Source organism: Bacillus sp. Medicinal_06, from assembly GCF_056711665.1.
On sequence record NZ_JBWYHD010000002.1, the window covers coordinates 308,527 to 331,664 of the forward strand.

21 protein-coding genes and 2 other annotated features are annotated in these 23,138 nt (G+C 37.0%); of the genes, 19 read left to right on the top strand and 2 right to left on the bottom strand.

Features of this window, described 5'->3' with window-relative positions; translation table 11 throughout:
• Nucleotides 1-375 precede the first annotated feature (375 nt).
• The 4 genes from citZ (at nt 376) to AC1M36_RS05240 (ending at nt 4,628) form a co-directional block, all read left to right on the top strand.
• Nucleotides 376-1,524, top strand: coding sequence for a citrate synthase (gene citZ, locus AC1M36_RS05225; protein WP_336450341.1), 1,149 nt, complete (start codon nt 376-378; stop codon nt 1,522-1,524).
• 161 nt (nt 1,525-1,685) lie between these two features.
• On the top strand, nt 1,686-2,978 hold the full coding sequence (icd, locus tag AC1M36_RS05230; protein WP_336450340.1) for an NADP-dependent isocitrate dehydrogenase: 1,293 nt from the start codon (nt 1,686-1,688) through the stop codon (nt 2,976-2,978).
• A 20-nt stretch (nt 2,979-2,998) separates the two neighbouring features.
• A complete protein-coding gene (gene mdh, locus AC1M36_RS05235; RefSeq protein WP_336450339.1) occupies nt 2,999-3,937 on the top strand; it encodes a malate dehydrogenase in 939 nt (312 codons plus the stop codon).
• Nucleotides 3,938-4,154: 217 nt separating this feature from the next.
• The gene (locus AC1M36_RS05240) at nt 4,155-4,628 is read left to right on the top strand and encodes a MaoC/PaaZ C-terminal domain-containing protein (RefSeq protein ID WP_336450338.1); all 474 of its coding nucleotides are present in this window, start codon (nt 4,155-4,157) and stop codon (nt 4,626-4,628) included.
• A 93-nt stretch (nt 4,629-4,721) separates the two neighbouring features.
• Here the strand turns inward: AC1M36_RS05240 and AC1M36_RS05245 are convergent, their stop codons facing one another.
• A complete protein-coding gene (locus AC1M36_RS05245) occupies nt 4,722-4,862 on the bottom strand; it encodes a hypothetical protein (protein WP_241815248.1) in 141 nt (46 codons plus the stop codon).
• 97 nt (nt 4,863-4,959) lie between these two features.
• Complete coding sequence (locus tag AC1M36_RS05250; protein WP_479845629.1) at nt 4,960-5,283, bottom strand: YnfA family protein; 324 nt, start codon at nt 5,281-5,283, stop codon at nt 4,960-4,962.
• A 171-nt stretch (nt 5,284-5,454) separates the two neighbouring features.
• On the opposite strand from AC1M36_RS05250, the gene AC1M36_RS05255 reads away from it, so the two are divergent.
• From AC1M36_RS05255 to rpmI, 15 genes are all read left to right on the top strand, one after another.
• Complete coding sequence (locus AC1M36_RS05255; RefSeq protein WP_336450337.1) at nt 5,455-6,171, top strand: response regulator transcription factor; 717 nt, start codon at nt 5,455-5,457, stop codon at nt 6,169-6,171.
• Nucleotides 6,164-7,927, top strand: coding sequence for a two-component system histidine kinase PnpS (pnpS, locus tag AC1M36_RS05260; RefSeq protein ID WP_336450336.1), 1,764 nt, complete (start codon nt 6,164-6,166; stop codon nt 7,925-7,927). The genes AC1M36_RS05255 and pnpS overlap by 8 nt, the downstream gene beginning before the upstream one ends.
• Before the next feature lie 701 nt (nt 7,928-8,628).
• Nucleotides 8,629-11,262 carry a DNA polymerase I gene (gene polA, locus AC1M36_RS05265; protein ID WP_336450335.1) on the top strand — a complete coding sequence of 878 codons (2,634 nt, stop codon included), beginning with the start codon at nt 8,629-8,631 and terminating at the stop codon, nt 11,260-11,262.
• Nucleotides 11,263-11,274: 12 nt separating this feature from the next.
• Nucleotides 11,275-12,105 carry a DNA-formamidopyrimidine glycosylase gene (gene mutM, locus AC1M36_RS05270; RefSeq protein ID WP_336450334.1) on the top strand — a complete coding sequence of 277 codons (831 nt, stop codon included), beginning with the start codon at nt 11,275-11,277 and terminating at the stop codon, nt 12,103-12,105.
• A gap of 82 nt (nt 12,106-12,187) precedes the next feature.
• Nucleotides 12,188-12,820, top strand: coding sequence for a sporulation membrane protein YtaF (gene ytaF / locus AC1M36_RS05275; RefSeq protein ID WP_336450333.1), 633 nt, complete (start codon nt 12,188-12,190; stop codon nt 12,818-12,820).
• Between the two features lie 52 nt (nt 12,821-12,872).
• Entirely contained in the window at nt 12,873-13,475 is a 603-nt protein-coding gene (coaE, locus tag AC1M36_RS05280) for a dephospho-CoA kinase (RefSeq protein WP_336450332.1), read from the top strand.
• Nucleotides 13,476-13,584: 109 nt separating this feature from the next.
• Nucleotides 13,585-14,613, top strand: a complete 1,029-nt coding sequence (locus tag AC1M36_RS05285; protein ID WP_336450331.1) for a glyceraldehyde-3-phosphate dehydrogenase — start codon at nt 13,585-13,587, stop codon at nt 14,611-14,613.
• A gap of 387 nt (nt 14,614-15,000) precedes the next feature.
• The gene (gene speD, locus AC1M36_RS05290; protein WP_006096185.1) at nt 15,001-15,384 is read left to right on the top strand and encodes an adenosylmethionine decarboxylase; all 384 of its coding nucleotides are present in this window, start codon (nt 15,001-15,003) and stop codon (nt 15,382-15,384) included.
• A 172-nt stretch (nt 15,385-15,556) separates the two neighbouring features.
• Nucleotides 15,557-16,018, top strand: a complete 462-nt coding sequence (nrdR, locus tag AC1M36_RS05295; RefSeq protein ID WP_001203688.1) for a transcriptional regulator NrdR — start codon at nt 15,557-15,559, stop codon at nt 16,016-16,018.
• A gap of 164 nt (nt 16,019-16,182) precedes the next feature.
• A complete protein-coding gene (locus AC1M36_RS05300; protein ID WP_336450330.1) occupies nt 16,183-17,589 on the top strand; it encodes a replication initiation and membrane attachment family protein in 1,407 nt (468 codons plus the stop codon).
• Between the two features lie 33 nt (nt 17,590-17,622).
• A complete protein-coding gene (gene dnaI / locus AC1M36_RS05305) occupies nt 17,623-18,558 on the top strand; it encodes a primosomal protein DnaI (RefSeq protein ID WP_336450329.1) in 936 nt (311 codons plus the stop codon).
• Nucleotides 18,559-18,888: 330 nt separating this feature from the next.
• Nucleotides 18,889-19,770: a putative sporulation protein YtxC gene (ytxC, locus tag AC1M36_RS05310; protein ID WP_336450328.1), complete on the top strand. Its 882-nt coding sequence runs from the start codon at nt 18,889-18,891 to the stop codon at nt 19,768-19,770.
• 31 nt (nt 19,771-19,801) lie between these two features.
• Nucleotides 19,802-20,029 (top strand) — a binding site (T-box leader).
• Nucleotides 20,030-20,075: 46 nt separating this feature from the next.
• On the top strand, nt 20,076-22,007 hold the full coding sequence (thrS, locus tag AC1M36_RS05315) for a threonine--tRNA ligase (RefSeq protein ID WP_336450327.1): 1,932 nt from the start codon (nt 20,076-20,078) through the stop codon (nt 22,005-22,007).
• A 205-nt stretch (nt 22,008-22,212) separates the two neighbouring features.
• Nucleotides 22,213-22,334 (top strand) — a sequence feature (ribosomal protein L20 leader region).
• Nucleotides 22,335-22,395: 61 nt separating this feature from the next.
• On the top strand, nt 22,396-22,899 hold the full coding sequence (gene infC, locus AC1M36_RS05320; RefSeq protein WP_174101776.1) for a translation initiation factor IF-3: 504 nt from the start codon (nt 22,396-22,398) through the stop codon (nt 22,897-22,899).
• A gap of 21 nt (nt 22,900-22,920) precedes the next feature.
• On the top strand, nt 22,921-23,121 hold the full coding sequence (rpmI, locus tag AC1M36_RS05325) for a 50S ribosomal protein L35 (protein ID WP_001125945.1): 201 nt from the start codon (nt 22,921-22,923) through the stop codon (nt 23,119-23,121).
• Nucleotides 23,122-23,138: the final 17 nt, after the last annotated feature.

Below are 23,138 nucleotides of genomic sequence, written 5' to 3' on the forward strand. Positions count from 1 at the left end.
GTAATATAAATTTTTTGAATTCTTTCCATTCACAAAAGTCAGATAATTGTTTATAATAGGATTAGAAGACATGTAAAAGCTACATAGCAACGAAGACTTACACCAGATAAAATAAAAACAACATAAAATAATTTATCTGCTGATATTGTTTTATGTTGTTTTTATCATAAACTCTTCGAAACTAGTTTTCCTCACCATCTGTTGTTCTAAGCGTGAGGATTCGGGGAGAAACTCACGCTCATGCTCGGATAAAGCAATGGAACAACGAGATGGGAACATCACAACAAATTTGCATGATCGTGCATTTTGCTTGCCTAAAGAGTGAACGGGTGTTCATAATCTAGAAGGAAAGCAAACGGATACAAGGGAGCAAGGTTGGGAGAATTTTCAGGAAAAGGAGAGAGTGTAATGACTGTTATTCGAGGATTAGAAGGGGTAGTAGCAACAACGTCATCCGTGAGTTCAATTATTGATGATACATTAACGTATGTTGGGTATAATATTGATGATTTAGCGGAAAATGCTACGTTTGAAGAAGTGGTATACTTATTATGGCACCGCAAGCTTCCTAACGAAGAGGAATTAAATGAGTTAAAAGAAACTCTATCTGAATATTCTAAAGTTCCAAGTGAGATTTTAACATACTTAAAACAAGTAGATTTAAAGATTGCTCATCCGATGTCTGTTTTACGAACAGCGATTTCCATGTTATCATTATACGATGAGAGTGCTGAATTAATGGATGAAAAGTCCAATTATTTGAAAGCGGTTAAATTACAAGCTCAAGTAGGTACTCTTGTTGCAGCGTATGCAAGAATTCGTAAAGGTTTAGAAGTTGTTGAGCCACGAAAAGATTTATCATTAGCTGCAAACTTTATCTATATGTTAAATGATCGCGAACCAAATGAAGTGGAAATTGAAGCTTTTGATAAAGCGCTTGTGCTTCATGCGGATCATGAGTTAAATGCTTCTACATTTACAGCGCGTGTCTGCGTTGCGACACTTTCAGATGTATATTCTGGTATTACTGCAGCAATTGGCGCGTTAAAAGGTCCTCTTCACGGCGGGGCAAATGAAAATGTAATGAAGATGTTAAAAGAAATTGGCGAAGAAGAAAATGTAGAATCCTATATTCATAATGCACTTCAAAATAAAGTGAAAATTATGGGATTTGGCCATCGCGTATATGAGCACGGTGATCCTCGTGCGAAACATTTGCGTGAAATGTCTAAGAAATTATGCGTGCTTTTAGGGGAAAAGAAATGGTATAATATGTCTATCAAAATCGAAGACATTGTCACAAAAGAAAAAGGTCTTCCACCAAATGTCGATTTCTATTCTGCTTCTGTTTACCATTGTTTAGGAATTGATCATGACTTATTTACACCAATCTTTGCAATTAGCCGTATGTCAGGATGGTTAGCTCATATTCTAGAACAATATGAAAATAATCGCTTAATCCGTCCGCGTGCTGATTACAATGGACCAACGCATCAACGTTATGTACCACTGGCACAACGATAGGCTAAAAACACTATTTGGATAGTGTAAATACGCTTTCAAAAGTCAGATTTTTTGGGAAAGATGTAATGATTGGAATATTTTAATTTGACTAACGGTTTGAACTGAGGGTTTTATTCCCTCAGTTTCATACATATGAAATTTCAAACATGGGGGTTATCACAGTGATGACAGGACAAAAAATTACTGTAACGAATGGTGTTATGAATGTACCAAACAATCCAATTATTCCTTTTATTGAAGGAGATGGAATTGGACCAGATATTTGGGCTGCAGCATCTCGTGTATTAGAAGCAGCTGTTGAAAAAGCTTATGATGGTGAGAAGAAAATCGTTTGGAAAGAAGTGCTTGCAGGGGAAAAAGCATTTAACCAAACAGGCGAATGGTTACCAGAAGAGACGCTAAATGTGATTCGTGAATATTTAATCGCAATTAAAGGCCCGCTTACAACTCCTGTTGGTGGCGGTATCCGCTCTCTAAACGTAGCACTTCGTCAAGAGTTAGACTTATACGTATGTTTACGTCCAGTTCGTTATTTTGAAGGTGTTCCTTCACCTGTAAAACGTCCGGAAGATACTGATATGGTAATTTTCCGTGAAAATACAGAAGACATTTATGCAGGTATTGAATATGCACAAGGATCTCCAGAAGCAAAAAAAGTTCTTGAGTTCTTAAAAGAGGCAATGGGTGTAAACAAAATTCGCTTCCCAGAAACATCGGGAATTGGTATTAAACCAATTTCAGAAGAAGGGACAAAGCGTCTTGTTCGTGCTGCGATTCAATATGCAATTAATGAAAAGCGTTCTTCTGTTACATTAGTTCATAAAGGAAATATTATGAAATTTACAGAAGGAGCTTTCAAAAACTGGGGTTATGAAGTTGCGGAACAAGAATTTGGTGATAAAGTATTTACTTGGGCTGAATATGACCGCATTGTTGAAAAAGATGGTAAAGATGCAGCGAATAAAGCAATGACAGAAGCTGAAGCAGCTGGTAAAATCATTGTGAAAGATTCTATTGCAGATATCTTCTTACAACAAATTTTAACACGTCCACGTGAGTTCGATGTTGTTGCAACAATGAACTTAAATGGAGATTATATTTCTGATGCGCTTGCAGCACAAGTAGGTGGCATTGGTATTGCACCTGGTGCAAACATTAACTATGTTACTGGACATGCTATTTTTGAAGCGACACATGGTACAGCTCCAAAATATGCAGGTTTAGATAAAGTAAACCCATCTTCTGTTCTTCTTTCAGGAGTATTATTATTAGAGCATTTAGGATGGAATGAAGCTGCGAAATTAGTAACTGCTTCAGTAGAAAAAACAATTGCTTCAAAAGTGGTAACATATGACTTCGCACGTCTTATGGATGGTGCAACTGAAGTGAAATGTTCCGAATTTGCTGATGCCCTTATCAACAATATGGACTTAGCGGTAATCAAAAACGCATAATTCAGAGTGGGGGAGAAATTATGACAATCAAACGCAAAAAAGTTTCAGTCATCGGTGCAGGATTTACAGGAGCGACAACAGCGTTTTTATTAGCTCAAAAAGAGCTTGCAGATGTTGTATTAGTGGACATTCCACAACTGGAAAATCCAACAAAAGGGAAAGCGTTAGATATGTTAGAAGCAAGCCCTGTACAAGGTTTTGATGCTAACATTATCGGCACATCTGATTACGCAGATACTGCTGATTCTGACGTTGTCGTTATTACAGCAGGTATTGCACGTAAACCAGGAATGAGTCGTGATGATTTAGTAGCAACCAACTCTAAAATTATGAAAAGTATCACGCAAGATATTGCAAAACATTCACCAAACGCAATTATTGTTGTGTTAACAAATCCAGTTGACGCAATGACATATTCTGTATTTAAAGAAGCTGGATTCCCGAAAGAGCGCGTTATCGGCCAATCTGGTGTATTAGATACAGCTCGTTTCCGTACATTTATCGCGCAAGAATTGAATCTTTCTGTAAAAGACATTACAGGATTCGTTCTTGGTGGTCATGGTGATGATATGGTACCTCTTGTACGTTACTCTTATGCAGGTGGTATTCCGTTAGAAACCTTAATTCCGAAAGATCGCTTGGAAGCAATCGTAGAACGTACGCGTAAAGGCGGCGGTGAAATTGTAAGCTTACTAGGAAACGGTAGTGCATACTACGCGCCAGCTGCTTCCTTAGTTGAAATGACTGAAGCGATCTTAAAAGATCAACGCCGCGTATTGCCAGCTATCGCATACCTTGAAGGTGAATATGGCTATAGCGACCTTTACCTAGGTGTACCAGTAATTCTAGGTGGTAACGGAATTGAAAAAATTATTGAATTAGAACTTCGTGAAGAAGAAAAAGAAGCGTTAAATCGTTCAGTAGAATCTGTACGTAACGTTATGAAAGTTCTTTCTTAATACAAAATATATGTTAGGAAAAAGATTCGGAATCCCGAATCTTTTTCTACTATTTATTGGATTGTTTTTTTGAAATAATATGAAAGCGTTATCATTTGTGTATCCTACAATGGGAAACATAGACTTATAATATACATTGCCCTCATTATAGTAGCATTTCGGATAATATCTTGCTTTTGGTAGGATAATAAAATAAAACTTGGAGGGGGATTGTAACATGTTAAAGAAAAAAGTTCAAATTGGTCGTCGAATGGATGAAATTACAGTAGGGGAAAAGTTATCTATCACTGAAAAAATTGAGGATAAAGATCTATTATTGTATTTAGGGTTAACAAATGATTCAAACCCACTATATATCCAGCATGATTATGCATCCCAAACTCCGTATGAAAAACCGATTGTACCAAGCATTATGTTAACGGGCATGGTTACAACAGCGGTAACGAAATATTTGCCAGGTCCAGGCAGTCATGTTGTTAGGAAGGATCTTACTTTTGTGAAGCCTGTGCATCATTATGAAACTTTGCAAATTCATTTTGAAGTTGTAGCTGTTTCTCACGAGGAGCATACAATTGATATGCGTGTATTCGCTTATGATGAAAAAGAAGCAGTGGTTGTAAAAGGGGTATTAACAGTAGCGCCGCCTTACAAATCAGCTTCTATTTTAGAAAAAGCGTTGGATAATTTTTAATAATGAGTTAGTAAGAGTGTAATGAAAAATAGTGCTATCCTACTGTTATATGCTAGGTTAGCACTATTTTTTTAGATTGAATGTAAGTATAACTTAACTGAAAAAACCTTTTACAAACCCTTCTGAGAAATCAGAGATGCCAGTTTGTAATGCTTCCCAGTTTGAAAAGCCGGCAGTAAAACCAACTACAAATAATAAAGCAAGGCAAGATAGTACCCAATTTTTACGATTCATTTTGAAGTTGCTCCTTAATGTTTTAATCTCTATATAATAATTTTATTATATTGATTATTATATTTTAAGGACATATAAGTCAAATGTGTATCTGTTTTTAGCCACGTGGCCAAAGAATGATAAATACACCGACAAGGCAAATGGCTGCACCAGCCCAGTCAAAGATATCTGGTGTTTTCTTATCAATCATCCATCCCCATAATAAACTCATCACAATAAAAACGCCGCCATAAGCTGCATATACACGTCCGAAGCTAGAAAATACTTGAAATGTAGCGATTACGCCGTATAAACATAAAACGATTCCTCCAATTAGACCGAACCAAATGGAGCCACCTTCTCGTAGCCATTTCCAAATGAGATAACCGCCACCAATTTCAGCCAGTCCGGCAAGAATGAAAATAACAGCTGCTTTAAACATGAATAGGTACCATCTCTTTCTATTAAATATATTTTCCTGTTTAACTATATTACAATCAAACTTAGTGAATGGACAATTCTATTGAGAGGGGGATTGTTTTTTAGTATGATGGGAATAGTGGGGAAATACTAGGATGAAGAAGGTTTCAAGTCTATTACTTGGAGGAAGAGAATGAGCAATCGAATTTTAGTTGTTGATGATGAGGAGTTTATTTTAACTTTAATTGAATTTAATTTGCAGCAAGCAGGGTTTGAAGTTATAACAGCGATGGATGGTGAAGTAGCGCTTCATAAAGCGACAACGGAACGTCCAGATCTAATTATATTAGATTTAATGCTTCCAAAAATGGATGGTATGGAAGTGTGTAAAGAATTACGTTTGCAACGTATTATGACACCTATTTTAATGCTAACAGCGAAAGATGATGAGTTCGATAAAGTGTTAGGTCTTGAGCTTGGGGCTGATGATTATATGACAAAGCCATTTAGCCCAAGGGAAGTTGTCGCACGTGTGAAGGCAATTTTACGTCGTACGAAATTACAAGAAGAACAAGCTCCAGAAGTGCAGGACGAAAATAGTATCAATATTGTTGATTTGAAAATTTTACCTGAATTTTATGAGGCGTATTTCCAAGGGGAAAAGTTAGAGCTGACGCCAAAAGAATTTGAGTTACTTGTATATTTAGCAAGAAATAAGGGGCGTGTGTTAACACGTGATCAGTTATTAAGTGCGGTATGGAATTATGACTTTGCTGGCGATACAAGGATCGTCGATGTTCATATTAGCCATTTAAGAGATAAAATTGAAAAGAATACGAAAAAACCAGCATACATTAAAACAATTCGTGGATTAGGTTATAAATTAGAGGAGCCAAAGGGGGATGAATAAATTTCGTTCGAGGCTTCTCTTTACATTTGTGTCTCTTATTATTCTTATTTTAGTTGGACTAGGAGTACTCTTGGAAACGGTGTTTGAGAATTATTATATTGATCATGCGAAAGAGCGGACAATAAAAGAGACACGTTATGTTGCTTCATTAGTAGAGGCAGAGGGCGTTGATCATGTTTTAAAAGTGCCAAGCATATTTGAAAAATTAGAAGAGCAAGTTCCTGTTTCGATTGTATTTGCTGATGAAGAGAAGAAAGTCCAATATAGTAAAGGGAAAGAGCCTATATTCAATCAAGCGTCAATCGAGGAACTTTCCTCTGAAACAGCAAAACAAAAGAATAGAGTAATTACGAAGGAAACAAATGATAAGAATGTATTTCACCATGCAATATTTGTCCAAGATGCCCATGGTAAGCAAGGGTATATTCTTATAAAAAGTATGATAGCTCCTTTGAAAGATGTTCACCAAAAAACGTGGGGATTATTAATTATAGGATTTGTAATTGCTTGTCTTGTCGTTGTCTTTCTTGGTGTGAAAATTACAGGGCAATATATTCGTCCGATAGAGTCTGTTACGAAAGTAGCGATTGAATTGGCGAAGGGGAACTATAAGGCGCGTGCTTATGAAAATCATTCAGATGAAACAGGGATGTTAAGCAAGGCAATCAATATTTTAGCACGTAATTTACAAGAAATGACATTAGAGCAAGAAATGCAACAAGATCGTTTACATACACTGATTGAAAATATGGGAAGCGGTATGATTTTAATTGATAGTCGTGGTTATATAAGCCTTGTAAATCGTTCATATAAAGAAATCTTTCATGTAACAGATGAAGAATATTTAGATCGCTTATATTATGAAGCGTTTCTTCATGCAGAAATCATTGAACTTGTGGAAGAAATTTTTATGACGGAAGTAAAAGTGCGGAAGCAAATGCTATTGCCACTTGGAATTGAAAGAAAACACTTTGAAGTATATGGCGCGCCAATTATTGGGACGAATCATGAGTGGAAAGGAATTGTTCTTGTATTCCACGATATAACAGAACTAAAGAAACTAGAGCAAATGCGAAAAGACTTTTTAGCAAACGTTTCACACGAACTAAAAACGCCAATTACTTCTATTAAGGGCTTTTCTGAAACATTACTTGATGGTGCGATGGAAAATCAGCAATTTTGTGAGCATTTCTTGCATATTATTTTAAAGGAAAGCGAGCGTATGCAAGGGTTAATCGAAGACTTATTAGATTTATCAAAAATTGAACAACAAGGCTTTAAGTTAAATATAGGTACTGTTGATATGAAGGAATTACTTGGAGAAATCAAAATGGTACTGGAGAATAAATCACAAGATAAAGAAATCTCCTTGCAAGTTGATGTACTGAGACATGTATCTGTGATAGGAGATCCAAGCCGATTAAAGCAAATCTTTATCAATTTAGTTAATAATGCAATTGTATATACGCCAGCCGGTGGGACAGTTTCTGTAGAGTTGTTAGAAGATGAGCATAATGCTTATATAAAAGTATCTGATACGGGAATTGGGATTAGTAGCGAAGAAATCCCGCGTATTTTTGAACGTTTCTATCGCGTGGATAAAGCAAGAAGTCGAAATACAGGCGGTACAGGTCTAGGATTATCGATTGTAAAACATTTAGTAGAAGCGCATCAAGGGACGATTACTGTGGAGAGTACAGTAGGAGAAGGTACGACATTTACAGTAGCTTTGCCAAAAGCGGATTTGGAGAAGTAATGATAGTGTGAAACTTTTATTAGATGAGGGTTATATAAATTCATTTTAATTTTCCAATATTTAAGTCGCCATGGGGCAGGAAGAGGATCTGACTGCTTTTATGCATGACCGGATGCTCTTTCTCCTAAAAAGAAAGGGTTTATGTTGTTTTTTAAAATTTGGGTTTATATATGAAGAGCCTTGGACGGAATATATTTACATTATATTAACAATAGCTTCATTAAATATTAATAAAGTCCTGTTAATATAATACATGAAAACCCCTTCATCCAAGGAGTAGTTTTGGACGAGGATAGTGCTCTATTCTCGTCACTTCCCTTTTTGCGTAGCAAAACATGTTTTTTGTTAAGATAGAGATAGAACGAATTCAAGCGTGGTTGCTTGTTGTGAAAATAGAGCTTGTCTGGTGGTTGTCGTTCACCTATACCATTCGAAAGTCGCAAAGAGAATAAACCGTAAATCTGTGACACGAAAACCAAGTGTCAAATCAAAAGCCAACACTGAAATACCATACGATTTTCGTAGGAATCCCACGCTTCAAGCGTTAGCTAAGTGGGAGTAGTTCAAATGCCTAAATGTATGTAATAGAAAGAACCGTTATTTTTCTTCTCTCTCGTAGTCGTGTTAATATAGAGAGAAGGAAAAGGCGGTTTTTTCTATATAAAAGAATCGTTTTAAATTTGTATGGGGAGGTTTCTGATTTGGAAAAAAAGGTCGTATTAGTCGATGGAAACAATATCGCATATCGTGCTTTCTTTGCACTGCCGCTTTTAAATAACGACAAGGGGATACATACGAACGCAATTTACGGTTTTACGATGATGTTAATGAGAATATTAGAAGAGGAAAAACCAACGCATATGCTTGTTGCGTTTGATGCGGGTAAAACAACATTTCGTCACAAAACATTTAGCGAATATAAAGGAGGACGTCAAAAAACGCCACCTGAATTGTCAGAGCAATTCCCATTTATTCGTGAACTGTTAGACGCGTTTCACGTACCACGCTATGAATTAGAGAACTATGAAGCAGATGACATTATGGGAACACTCGCGAAAGAAGCGAGTGAACAAGGTGCTCACGTTAAAGTGATTTCTGGAGATAAAGATTTATTGCAACTTGTTTCTGACAACACACTTGTATGTATTCCGCGTAAAGGAATTACAGAAGTAGATGAATATACGAAAGAAGCTCTATTTGAAAAATATAGTTTATCACCAAAGCAAATTATCGATATGAAAGGTTTAATGGGAGACCAATCTGATAATATCCCAGGTGTACCAGGAGTTGGTGAGAAGACTGCGATTAAACTGTTAACGCAATTTGAAACAGTAGAAGCAGTATATGAGAATTTAGACCAAGTGAGCGGAAAGAAACTAAAAGAAAAGCTAGAAGCGAATAAAGAGCAAGCGCTTATGAGTAAAGAGCTTGCAACGATTATTACGGATGCTCCGATAACGGTACATGTAGATGATATCGAATATAAAGGATACGAAGCAAGCGACGTCATTCCAATGTTCGAGAATTTAGGGTTTACTTCGTTATTAAATAAGCTAGGTGCTACTCCTGAGGAAACAGCGTCAGCTGAATTAGATGAGATTTCATTTGATATTGTAGAAGAAGTGACAGATGAAATGCTGCAGCAAGATAGTGCAATTATCGTTGAAGTACAGGAAGATAACTACCATAAAGCTGATATTCAAGGATTTGGTATTCAAAATGAAAATGGTTGTTATTTCATTCCATCTGATGTTGCGCTCAACTCTAACGCTTTTACGAAGTGGCTTGCAGATGATGAAATGAGAAAATATACGTTTGATGCGAAGCGTGCAATTGTTGCACTTAAGTGGAAAGGTGTAGAAATCAGAGGGATTGACTTTGACTTACTAATTGCCGCTTATTTACTTGACCCAGCTGATACAGATAAAGATTTCCGTGCCGTAGCAAAAATGAAAGAGACGCACGCTGTTAAATCTGATGAAGAGGTATATGGAAAAGGTGCGAAACGTGCAGTTCCAGAACAAGGTGTAGTTGCGGAGCATGTAGCGCGCAAAGTACATGTATTATATGATGTTCAACCAACATTTGTAGAAGAGTTGCAAAACAATGAACAGTATGAACTGTTTACAGATCTTGAAATGCCACTTGCGCGCGTGTTAGCTGAAATGGAAGTAAAAGGTGTTAAGGTTGATACAGAGCGCTTACGTAATATGGGAGATGAGCTTGCTGGTAGACTGAAAGAAATGGAACGAGAGATTTATGAGCTTGCTGGGACAGAGTTTAACATTAACTCACCAAAGCAGCTTGGTGTTGTTCTATTTGAAAACTTAAACTTACCAGTTATTAAAAAGACGAAAACAGGATATTCTACATCAGCTGATGTACTGGATAAGTTAATGGATCATCATGAAATTATCCCGAAAATTTTACACTATCGTCAATTAGGGAAATTAAATTCAACATATATTGAAGGATTATTAAAAGTTGTTCATGAAGATTCTGCTAAAATTCATACGCGCTTTAATCAAGTGTTAACACAAACAGGTCGATTAAGTTCTACAGATCCAAACTTACAAAATATCCCGATTCGTTTAGAGGAAGGAAGGAAGATTCGTCAAGCGTTTATTCCTTCAAAAGAAGGGTGGGTTATGTATGCTGCCGATTATTCACAAATTGAGTTGCGCGTACTAGCACACATTGCAAAAGACAAAGGGCTAGTAGAAGCGTTCCAACATGATATGGACATTCATACGAAAACAGCAATGGACGTGTTTGGCGTTGGAAAAGATGACGTAACATCGAATATGAGACGTCAGGCAAAAGCGGTTAACTTCGGAATTGTGTATGGTATTAGTGATTATGGCCTTTCGCAAAACTTAGGAATTACACGAAAAGCAGCAGGGGAATTTATTGAAAAGTATTTCGCAAGCTTCCCTGGTGTAAAAGAATATATGGATGAGATTGTACAAGAAGCGAAGCAAAAAGGGTATGTGTCTACATTATTAAATCGTCGTCGTTATATCCCAGAAATTACGAGTCGTAATTTTAATTTGCGCAGCTTTGCGGAGCGTACTGCAATGAATACGCCAATTCAAGGTAGTGCGGCAGATATTATTAAAAAAGCAATGATTATTATGGCGGATCGCTTAAACGAAGAAGGATTACAAGCTCGTCTTCTCCTGCAAGTGCACGATGAATTAATCTTTGAAGTGCCGAAAGAAGAGGTAGAAAAACTAGAGAAGATTGTACCTGAAGTAATGGAACATGCGATTGAACTTGCTGTTCCGCTAAAAGTGGATTATTCTTCTGGTCCAACTTGGTATGACGCAAAATAAGGAAGTGATTGAATGCCTGAACTACCAGAGGTTGAAAACGTTAGAAGGACTCTTGAAAACCTTGTAACGGGAAAGATAATTAAAGATGTAATTGTAACATATCCGAAATTAGTAAAGCGACCTGATGACGCTGAGCTTTTTAAAGAAATGTTACGCGGTGAAAAGATTGAACGAATTGAGCGAAGAGGTAAGTTTTTACTTCTATATGTAACAAAATATGTGATTGTTTCACATTTGCGTATGGAAGGCAAGTATTTGCTTCATGAAGGCGATGAACCAATTGATAAACATACGCATGTGCGTTTTCAGTTTACAGATGGGACGGAATTGCACTATAAAGATGTAAGAAAGTTTGGTACGATGCATCTCTTTAGAAAAGGAGAAGAATTCGACCAAATGCCACTTGCAGATTTAGGGCCTGAGCCGTTTGATGCAAAATTGTCACCAGTGTATTTACAAGAAAGACTGCAAAAAACAAACCGCAAAATAAAAGTTGTATTGCTAGACCAACGTCTTTTAGTTGGGCTTGGTAATATCTATGTAGATGAAGTTTTATTCCGTTCCGGGATTCATCCGGAACGAGAAGCTTCGTCTTTAACGAAAGCTGAAATAGAAAAGATTCATGCGGCAACCGTTGAGACGTTAGGAGAAGCGGTTAAGCGTGGTGGAAGTACAATTAGAACGTATATCAATTCACAAGGACAAATCGGCTCGTTTCAGGAGCTTTTAAATGTGTACGGAAGAAAAGGTGAACCGTGCGTAACTTGTGGGAACGTGATTGAAAAGACAGTTGTTGGTGGACGAGGGACACACTATTGTCCTATATGCCAGCCAAAAAGCTAAGAAAGATATTTTTTCTAATAACATCGGATAGGCATTTGTCATATACATACAGCAAAGCTATGTATAGGGAAGGAGCTTACCGATGTATCAATATTTCTCTCTTATTTTATTAGCTTTTACATTAAGTTTGGATAGCTGTAGTGTAGGGCTTACTTATGGTCTGCGGAGCGTACGGATTCCGTTAAAATCGATACTCATCATTGGAATGTGTTCAGCGGCTGTTATGCTTGTGTCGATGGGAATTGGACATATGATTGCCAAAGTGTTTTCCCCAGTGATTGCAACGCGTATTGGCGGAATCGTTCTAATAGCTATTGGAGCGTGGGTTGTATATCAATTTTTTCGGAGTGAGAAAAAAGATGAGCCGCAGCACGAAGAGAAAGTTTGGAAATTAGAAATTGCTTCACTTGGATTAGTCATTCAAATTTTGCGGAAACCGACTGTTGCCGATTTTGATAAATCAGGCACAATTTCTAGTGGAGAAGCATTGCTGCTAGGTATCGCTCTTTCTGTAGACTCGTTTGGAGCAGGGATTGGTGCATCCTTACTGGGATATACACCAGCCATGATGGCAGTGTTAGTTGCCGTTATGAGTTCTTTGTTTTTATTTATCGGAATGAGGCTAGGAACTGTTTTATCAAATATGCGATGGTTACAAAAATTTACGTTCCTACCTGGGATTTTACTCATTATTATTGGTATTTGGAAGATGTAAGTGGGAGCGTGAAACATAAGTTTCACGCTCTTATTCATAAGGAGGGAGCATAATGACAATCGTTATTGGTTTAACGGGAGGTATTGCAAGCGGAAAAAGTACGGTTTCACAAATGTTTCGTGAGCTGAGTATACCTGTTATTGATGCGGATATTATTGCAAGAGAAGTTGTAGAACAAGGTAAAGAAGCGTATAAAGAAATTGTAGAGGTATTTGGTGAAGAAATATTACAAGCAGATGGTGAACTTGATCGTCTGAAGCTTGGGAGTATTGTATTTCATAATGAAGAAAAACGATTGCATTTAAACAAAATCGTTCATCCAGCTGTCCGCAAAGAAATGAATGCTCAGAAGAATATGTACATAAAGGAAGGTGTGCAAGCGGTTGTGCTAGACATTCCGCTGTTATTTGAAAGTAAGTTAACAGAAATTGTGGATCAAATTTTAGTTGTAGCTGTATCGCCTAGTACACAGTTAGAACGCTTAATGAAGCGGAATGGCTTTACAGAAGAGGAAGCAAAAGCGCGCATTGGTTCGCAAATGTCTTTAGCAGAGAAAGTAACATTAGCTAATAAAGTTATTTATAATGATGGCACAATTACTGAGACAAAAGCACAATTACAACTCATTTTAAAAGAGTGGAACATCATTAATTAAAAAAATATGAAATTAGTGAAAATGCTTAGTGACATATCTTCTTTTTGTGTTATACTATTATTGGGATTGGAGATAAATAGTATAACGCATTCAAGGGGGATAACATATTATGATTCGTGTGGCAATTAATGGATTTGGACGTATTGGAAGAATGGTATTTCGTCAAGCAATAAAAGAAAGCGCATTCGAAATTGTAGCAATCAACGCAAGCTATCCATCAGAAACATTAGCACATTTAATCAAGTATGATACAGTTCATGGCAAGTTTGACGGAACAGTGGAAGCATTTGAAGATCATTTATTAGTGGATGGGAAAATGATTCGCCTTCTAAATAACCGCGATCCAAAAGAATTGCCTTGGAAAGAACTAGGGGTTGAAGTTGTAATCGAAGCAACTGGTAAATTTAATGCGAAAGAAAAAGCAATTCTTCATGTGGAAGCTGGGGCGAAAAAAGTTATTTTAACAGCACCTGGTAAAAATGAAGATGTAACAGTTGTAGTTGGTGTAAACGAAGAACAATTAGATATTACAAAACATACTGTGATTTCAAATGCATCTTGTACAACAAACTGTTTAGCGCCTGTTGTTAAGGTGTTAGATGAGCAGTTCGGAATTGAAAACGGTTTAATGACAACTGTTCATGCTTATACAAATGACCAAAAAAATATTGATAACCCACATAAAGATTTACGAAGAGCACGTGCTTGTGGACAGTCTATTATTCCTACAACAACAGGTGCTGCGAAAGCCTTAGCGAAAGTTCTTCCGCATTTAAATGGAAAGCTTCATGGGATGGCACTTCGCGTTCCGACACCAAACGTGTCTCTTGTTGACTTAGTAGTAGATGTGAAACGTGATGTAACAGTTGAGGAAATTAATGAAGCGTTTAAAACTGTTGCGAACGGTGCATTGAAAGGGATTATTGAGTTCAGTGAGGAACCTTTAGTTTCAATTGACTTTAATACAAATACACATTCAGCTATCATTGATGGTTTATCTACAATGGTAATGGGTGAACGCAAAGTGAAAGTACTAGCTTGGTATGATAACGAGTGGGGTTACTCTCGCCGTGTTGTAGATCTTGTGAAGCTAGTTGTTACTGAATTAGCGAAACAAGAAAGTGTACAACACATTTAATGATACAAGGAAGGCAAGCGATTGCTTGTCTTCTTTTTTATGTTTTCTTCTGAAAAGAAAAAAATTATACAAGCATATTTTTGCGAATGGTACATAGGAAAAACCATTGTGATTACTGCATTTGTGAATCAATTAATTTATTTTGTGAAAAGTAAAGAAGAGAATATGACAAAAAATCGAAAAAACTGTTGTTGCAAAATGAAAATAAACAAAGTATACTAACACTCGTAAACTTAAGAGCTGAGGTACGTAGTCACTACTTAAAGGGTTAGGACCTCTCTGGACTAACTTTCCCCCGTGGTAGTGGAGCAAGCCAAATTGCAAATTAGTTTTCAATTCGAACAGTTAGATTAAATTTTTATGAGGGGGAACTGTAGAATGGATACTATGGACACGATGGGTCGTCACGTAATCGCTGAACTTTGGGATTGCGATTTCGACAAGCTTAATGATATGCCGTTTATTGAACAATTATTTGTGGATGCAGCACTAAGAGCTGGTGCTGAAGTACGTGAGGTTGCTTTTCATAAATTTGCGCCGCAGGGTGTAAGTGGAGTTGTAATCATTTCGGAATCACATTTAACAATTCATAGCTTTCCAGAACACGGCTATGCAAGTATTGATGTTTATACTTGCGGGGATCGTATTGATCCAAATGTTGCTGCAGAATACATTGCAGAAGGTTTAAATGCGAAAACGCGAGAGAGCATCGAGCTTCCTCGAGGCACAGGTAGCTTCGAAATTAAGCATAGAGAAACAAAAGCTCTTTAAAAAAGAACATAATTGATTTAAAATGTAAAGAGGTGTATAATGCACCTCTTTTTTAGTTTATATAAATGGAAGTAGTAAGCGTAGACAAATAGGTTATATAATATTGTATATATATTTTCACATGTAGATGAAATGAGAAGAATGAAGATTAAATTGCAAGGGAGTGAATGAGTTGCGTTGTCCAACCTGTTTTCATAATGGTACAAGAGTATTGGATTCACGTCCAGTAGATGAGGGGCGCTCCATTCGAAGAAGAAGAGAGTGTGAAAGTTGTTTAAATCGATTTACGACATTTGAGCGAGTAGAAGAACCACCTCTTATTGTTGTAAAAAAAGAGGGAACACGAGAAGAGTTTAATAAAGAAAAGATTTTGCGTGGACTAATTAAAGCGTGTGAAAAAAGACCTGTATCGTTAAAACAATTAGAAGAAGTAACGCAAAATGTAGAGCGTGAACTTCGTAATTTAGGAATATCAGAAGTGAAAAGCGATATGATCGGTGAAATCGTAATGGAAGCACTTCGAGATATTGACGATGTTGCTTATGTACGATTTGCGTCTGTATACCGTCAATTTAAAGATTTAAATGTATTCATCGAGGAATTAAAAGATATACTGCAAAAAGAAAGAGAATAAGGTAAAACTCTGATTCGCGGTGGCTGTCTCTTCGTTTCATTTCTTTTGGGGATGATGGAAGAATTGAACCCGCAAATTACGTGAAAAAGAGCTATAAGCGTAAGCTGTTAGCTCTTTTTTACTAATAAAATACGTAAAATGGACAAAAGAAAGGAATTGCCAGAATGGAAAAACAGTCATGGATGGAGCTATTGCCAATCGATCGTTATAAAGTAAGTGCAAAAGGGCTATTGCATAATTACGATCGGAAGGTATTAACGATGTTATATCAACCATTAGTGGGTAGCAAGGCTTTTAGCCTATACATGACGCTGTGGGGAGAACTAGAGCAGGATCGTGTATTTGGAAAAGAGAATACACATCACTCTCTTATGGTGACAATGCAAATGCAGCTTCCTGAAGTATATGAAGAACGGATAAAATTAGAAGCAATTGGGCTTTTAAACGTATACATTAAAAAAGAGAAAGATATTCGAATGTTTATATACGAATTGCAGCCACCGCTAACTCCAAAACAATTTTTTGATGATATTGTTTTGAGCATTTTCTTGTACAACAGATTAAGTCGGGCGAAATATAATCAAGTTAAGCAATACTTCTTAGAAGAAGAGTTCGATTTTACTTCATATGAAAATGTTACACGTTCTTTTAATGAAGTATTTGGTTCATTTAATCCAGGTCAATTTGAGCATGCGCAAGAGGAAGTTCGTATTCCAAAGACAACGGTCATGCCTGGAAATGAACAAGGGGCTGCCCCTAAGGTTTGGAATGATTTCTTTGATTTTTCTTTATTTGTAGAAGGGTTATCAACGCTTGTCCCAAGAAAAGCAATTACGGATCAAATACGGGAATGTGTCATTACGCTAGCCTACGTGTATGACGTTGATGTATTATCGATGCAAAATATAGTTCTTGGTGCAATGACAGAAGTGCAAACAATTGATATGGAAAGGCTTCGTAAAGGAGCGCGTGATTGGTATCAATTTGAAAACGGCCAAGCACTTCCGGTGTTAAGTGAACGGGTGCAACCTCATTCTGCGCGTACGATGAAAGAGAAAGAGCCAACTACGCAAGAAGAGATGCTTATCAAACAGCTTGAGGAAATTTCACCGAAACAATTATTAAAAGAAATATCAGGCGGGGCAGAACCGACAAAAGCAGATTTGCAAATTGTAGAAGAAGTGATGTTGAGTCAAAAACTAGCGCCTGGTGTTGTCAACGTACTCATTTATTATGTTATGCTCCGTTCTGATATGAAACTGGCTAAATCATATGTCGAGAAAATTGCGGGGCATTGGGCGCGAAAAAAGGTTGGTACCGTATCAGAAGCAATGACTTTAGCAAAAGAAGAGAATCGTCAATATCAAGAGTGGGCTGAGACGAAAAAGAAAGGTCGTACAACGAAGAAAGCAGTACGGACAGAGATGGTGCCAGATTGGCTTAAGGAAGAAACGAAAGAAAAACCGAAAGAACAATTACCAAAAGGTGCAAGTTCAAAAGAAAATCCGAGCAAGCTAGAAGAAGAACGAAAGAGATTGGAAGAAGAGTTGAAAAAATATAAGCGTGATTAATAGAGGAGAATGAACGCTCTTTGAGGTGAGAAAATGGAGCATATTCAAAATTCATTTGCAAAGTTGATGCAAAATGAGAATTTTAAAAATAGATATGAAGTGTTAAAAGCGGAAGTGATGGCACATCCGCGTGTGAAAGAGTTTATCGAAGAACATAAAGGTGAAGTAACGACTTCTATGATAGAACGAAGTCTTGTGAAGCTATATGAATACATTGGGCAAAGTGTTGGATGCGCAGATTGTCCGAACTTAGAATCATGTAAAAATATGATTCAAGGATATGAGCCGAAATTGATTATTCAAGGTAAGATGATTGATATTCAATATGATCGTTGCGTAAGAAAAGTGGCTTATGATGAAAGAAAAAAACAAGAGAAGCTTATTCAAAGTGTATACATGCCTAAGGATATATTGCAGGCGTCTATGTCTTCTCTTGATCTGTCTGATGGAAATCGTTTCGAAGCAATCCGTGCTGCGAATGAATTTTTAAGTGAGTATGAGCCGGGGAAAAAAGTACAAGCATTGTACTTCCATGGACCGTTTGGCGTTGGAAAAACATTCGTTTTAGGAGCAATTGCAAATGAATTAGCGCAGCGGAAAGTGAGTTCAATGATTGTGTACTTACCGGAATTTTTGCGTGAAATTAAAAGTTCACTACAAAATAATACGATTGGCGAGAAAATTGATGCAGTAAAGTATGTACCAGTCTTAATGCTCGATGATATCGGGGCAGAAGCGATGTCCAGTTTCGTGCGTGATGATGTCTTAGGAGCTATACTGCAGTTCCGTATGCTAGAAAATTTACCGACGTTCTTTACGTCTAATTTTGATTTTAAACAGTTAGAACATCATTTAACGTATACGCAGCGCGGAGAAGCAGAAGAAATGAAAGCAGCCCGTATTATGGAGCGTATTAAATATTTAGCAAAACCGGTTGCGATTGGCGGGAAGAATCGTCGTCATGCTTAAAGCAGGAAAGAAATAGGAGAAAGTTATTTTTAATGTGTACTTAAAAAAGAGTCTGTTTTGTATGAAAACAGACTCTTTTTTTATGCTTGGTTAAGCAATGGGAATATATTGATAATCTAAAAATTCATGCGAGCTTGTATCATTTTTTTCTCCCACCGTTAATATATATAAAATTAGCAAGAAATATCGAGTGAAGACTTTCAGCGATAAGGGATTTATTTCTACTTAGAGTGAGGCTTCACAGATCGGACTCTTATGGATGTTTGCCTCACTTCGTTTTGAGCTGAGAGGTTAACGGTCCTTTAGAGCGGGATAAAAGGGGGGACAAGAGTGATTGAAATCTGCTTCGAAGAAAAAAATGATGCTGTGCACGTATATCAACAACTGATAAAGAGAACGGAAAAGATATATAAAGAAACGAGTGTTTATTTATATGAACAAAAGGTAACAATTCATATTCCAATATGCGAATCGAATTATATGGAGAAAGTTTTGATACCGGTACTCCTTTATTTTATTGTTACTATAAAACAAAATGAATGGCTTCGTGCTATTTTAAAAGAAAAGTTTTTTTATGAAGAGGAAGAAGAATGCCATCAAATTTTACATATGGCACAAGCTATTTTAAATGGAAAAAGAAAAGGAATTACCCGGGATTTAACACGTAATCAAATCGAGACTCATGTTATGGCTTCTTTAAAAGGGTGGCTCTGTGACCCGCTTTCATTTTCGTTTTCGTCTTATATTCGTTTTCGCCTGCGTACATATAGGGAAATGGTGCACAGGCTTGCGGAAGTAGCGATTGATGAATATAAAATGGAGCAAGAATATCAAATGTTTGTAGAAATGCTACGGCAACAAGTGAGTAGCCGAAAATCACGGTTATCCTGCTTACATCTTGTATTTGATGAAAGTTTTATTTTTTATGATGAAAAAGGAATACGTTTAAAACAAGAAAAATTGGTTCAATATATAGACGAGGAGTTACTAACTAAGCAAGGTGTGTACATTGATACGAAGGTAATTGCACCGCTTCTTTCTATTTCGCCGAAAATGATTTATTTGTATACGAAAGAACAAGATCACAATATGATTGTTACCCTTCAAAATGTATTTCAAGAACGAGTTCAATTATGTGCCCTGCATGAATTTGAACACAACGTTAAAAATTTAAAAAATAAAGGGAACGCCCTTGATTTTCTAAGTTTTTGAGCATATAATTACCTACATAAATGAAATATATTGAAATGTCACGATGAGGACATGAGTAATTTACTACGATTTTCAGAGAGGGAAGCCTTAGGGTGTGAGCTTCCTAGTACGGGTTTATTACTTACCACCTCTAAACTTTAGCAGTGAACGTTTTTCTAGTAATTGCTAACGGCCAACACCGTTATGTTGTACTTGAGCAATTAACAGTTTTGTTAATTGGAACAAGGGTGGAACCACGAATTCAACACTCGTCCCTTTTTATGGGACGAGTGTTTTTTATTTTGAGAAAAAAGGAGTGACCAGTGATGGCAGATGTAGTTAAAATTACTTTCCCTGATGGAGCTGTGAAGGAGTTTCCTAAAGGAACAACAACTGAAGAAATCGCAGCTTCTATTAGCCCAGGCTTAAAGAAAAAAGCTGTGGCTGGAAAATTAAATGATGAGATGATCGATCTTTCTACACCAATCGAAGAAGATGGTGCAGTTTCTATCATTACATTAGATTCTGAAGAGGGCTTATATATTTTACGCCACTCAACAGCCCATCTTTTAGCACAAGCGTTAAAACGTTTATATAAAGATGTGAAACTTGGTATCGGTCCAGTAATTGAAAATGGCTTCTACTACGATATCGATATGGAAGAAGCAATTACAGTTGAAGACTTCAAAAAAATCGAAAAAGAAATGCAAAAAATTGTGAACGAGAACTTAGAAATCGTTCGTCACGAAGTACCACGTGCAGAAGCACTTCGTCGTTATGAAGAAATTGGCGATGAGTTAAAATTAGATTTAATTAACGATCTTCCAGAAGATGCAGTTATTTCAATTTACGAACAAGGCGAATTCTTCGACCTTTGTCGTGGTGTTCACCTTCCATCTACAGGAAAGATTAAAGTATTTAAATTATTAAGCGTGGCAGGTGCTTACTGGCGCGGCGATAGCAACAATAAAATGCTACAACGTATTTACGGTACTGCATTCGTGAAAAAAGCAGAATTAGATGAGCACTTGCGTATGCTTGAAGAAGCGAAAGAGCGTGACCACCGTAAATTAGGTAAAGAGTTAAAACTATTTACAAATAGCCAAAAAGTAGGACAAGGTTTACCCCTTTGGTTACCAAAAGGTGCAACAATCCGTCGTATTATTGAGCGTTATATCGTCGATAAAGAAGCAAGCCTAGGATATGACCATGTATACACTCCAGTACTAGGAAGCAGAGAGCTTTATGAAACTTCCGGTCACTGGAATCACTACCGTGATGGCATGTTCCCATCAATGGAAATGGATAACGAAGAATTAGTACTTCGTCCAATGAACTGTCCTCACCATATGATGGTTTATAAAAACGATATTCACAGCTATCGTGAATTACCAATCCGTATTGCGGAGCTTGGAACAATGCACCGCTATGAAATGTCTGGTGCACTATCTGGATTGCAACGTGTACGCGGAATGACTTTAAATGATGCGCATATTTTCGTTCGTCCAGATCAAATTAAAGAAGAATTGAAACGCGTTGTAAACTTAACTTTAGAAGTATACAAAGATTTTGGTTTAGAGAATTATTCATTCCGTCTATCTTATCGTGATCCAGAAGATACTAAAAAGTATTATGCTGACGATGAGATGTGGGAAAAAGCACAAGGTATGCTAAAAGAAGCTATGGATGAAATGGGTCTTGAGTACTATGAGGCTGAAGGTGAAGCTGCATTCTATGGTCCAAAACTTGATGTTCAAGTTCGTACTGCACTTGGAAAAGACGAAACACTTTCAACTGTACAATTAGACTTCTTACTTCCAGAACGCTTTGAATTAACTTACGTTGGTGAAGATGGTAAACAACATCGTCCAGTTGTAATTCACCGCGGTGTTGTATCAACTATGGAACGTTTCGTTGCTTTCTTAATCGAAGAATACAAAGGTGCATTCCCAACTTGGTTAGCTCCAGTTCAAGTACAAGTAATTCCAGTTTCTCCGCAAGTACATTTAGACTACGCGAAGAAAGTACAGGAAGACTTGCAACGTGCTGGTATCCGTGTTGAAGTGGATACTCGCGAAGAGAAAATTGGTTACAAAATTCGTGAAGCACAAATGCAAAAAATTCCGTACATGCTTGTAGTAGGTGACAATGAAGTTGCTGAAAACGGCGTAAACGTACGTAAATACGGTGAGCAAAAATCAGAAACAATCGCATTAGATGCGTTTGTCGATATGATTAAAGTTGAAGGAAAACGCTAATGAAAAGTCGCGGCATGCCGCGACTTTTTTGCATAATACAAGTAATAGGAATTAGAAATAATAACCAAACAATACTTATCATAAAAAAGTATTGCATGTATTCGTGTTGTTTGTTACAATATTTCTTGTTGTTAGTAAAGCGCGTCTTCTTGACAGACGTTATATCCTGTGGTAAACTCATCAAGGATAATAGAATATGGTTTTGTAGAACAAGTAGAAGCACCCGCTTCTCACCTGATTGACGCATATGCAGTTAGCAGGTAAATGTCTTTCTTACTTTAGATTGTACAAGTGTGGGTGTTCGTATGCCCACACTTTTTTGTTTGGGTTCTACGACTACAAACGTATTCTAAGAAAACCTTGGAGGTGGCTTACTATTAGCAAGGATATGATGATTAACGAGCAAATTCGTGCACGTGAAGTACGTTTAGTTGGTGCGAATGGTGATCAACTTGGCATCAAGTCTCGTAATGACGCTTTAGACTTAGCTGCAAATCTTAATCTTGATTTAGTATTGGTTGCTCCAAATGCGAAACCGCCAGTATGCCGCATTATGGACTACGGTAAATTCCGCTTTGAGCAACAAAAGAAAGAAAAAGAACAGCGTAAAAATCAAAAAGTAATTAGCATGAAAGAAGTTCGTTTAAGTCCAACAATTGATGAACACGACTTTAACACAAAACTTCGTAATGCTATCAAGTTTTTAGAGAAAGGCGACAAGGTTAAAGCATCAATTCGCTTTAAAGGACGTGCCATTACTCATAAAGAAATCGGTCAACGTGTCTTAGATCGTTTCGCTGAAGCTTGTGCTGAAGTTAGTACAATCGAATCTAAGCCTAAAATGGAAGGACGCAGTATGTTCTTAGTTTTAGCACCGAAAAACGATAAGTAATAGATAGAGGAGGAAATACCTATGCCTAAACAAAAAACTCATCGCGGCGCTGCAAAGCGTTTCAAAAAGACTGGATCTGGTAAACTTAAGCGTTCTCACGCTTACACAAGCCACTTATTCGCTAACAAATCTACAAAAGCTAAACGTAAACTACGTAAAGCTGGTGTAGTAAGCGCTGGTGACTTCAAACGTATTCGTCAAATGCTTGACAACTTAAAATAAGTTCGGGTTATATATAG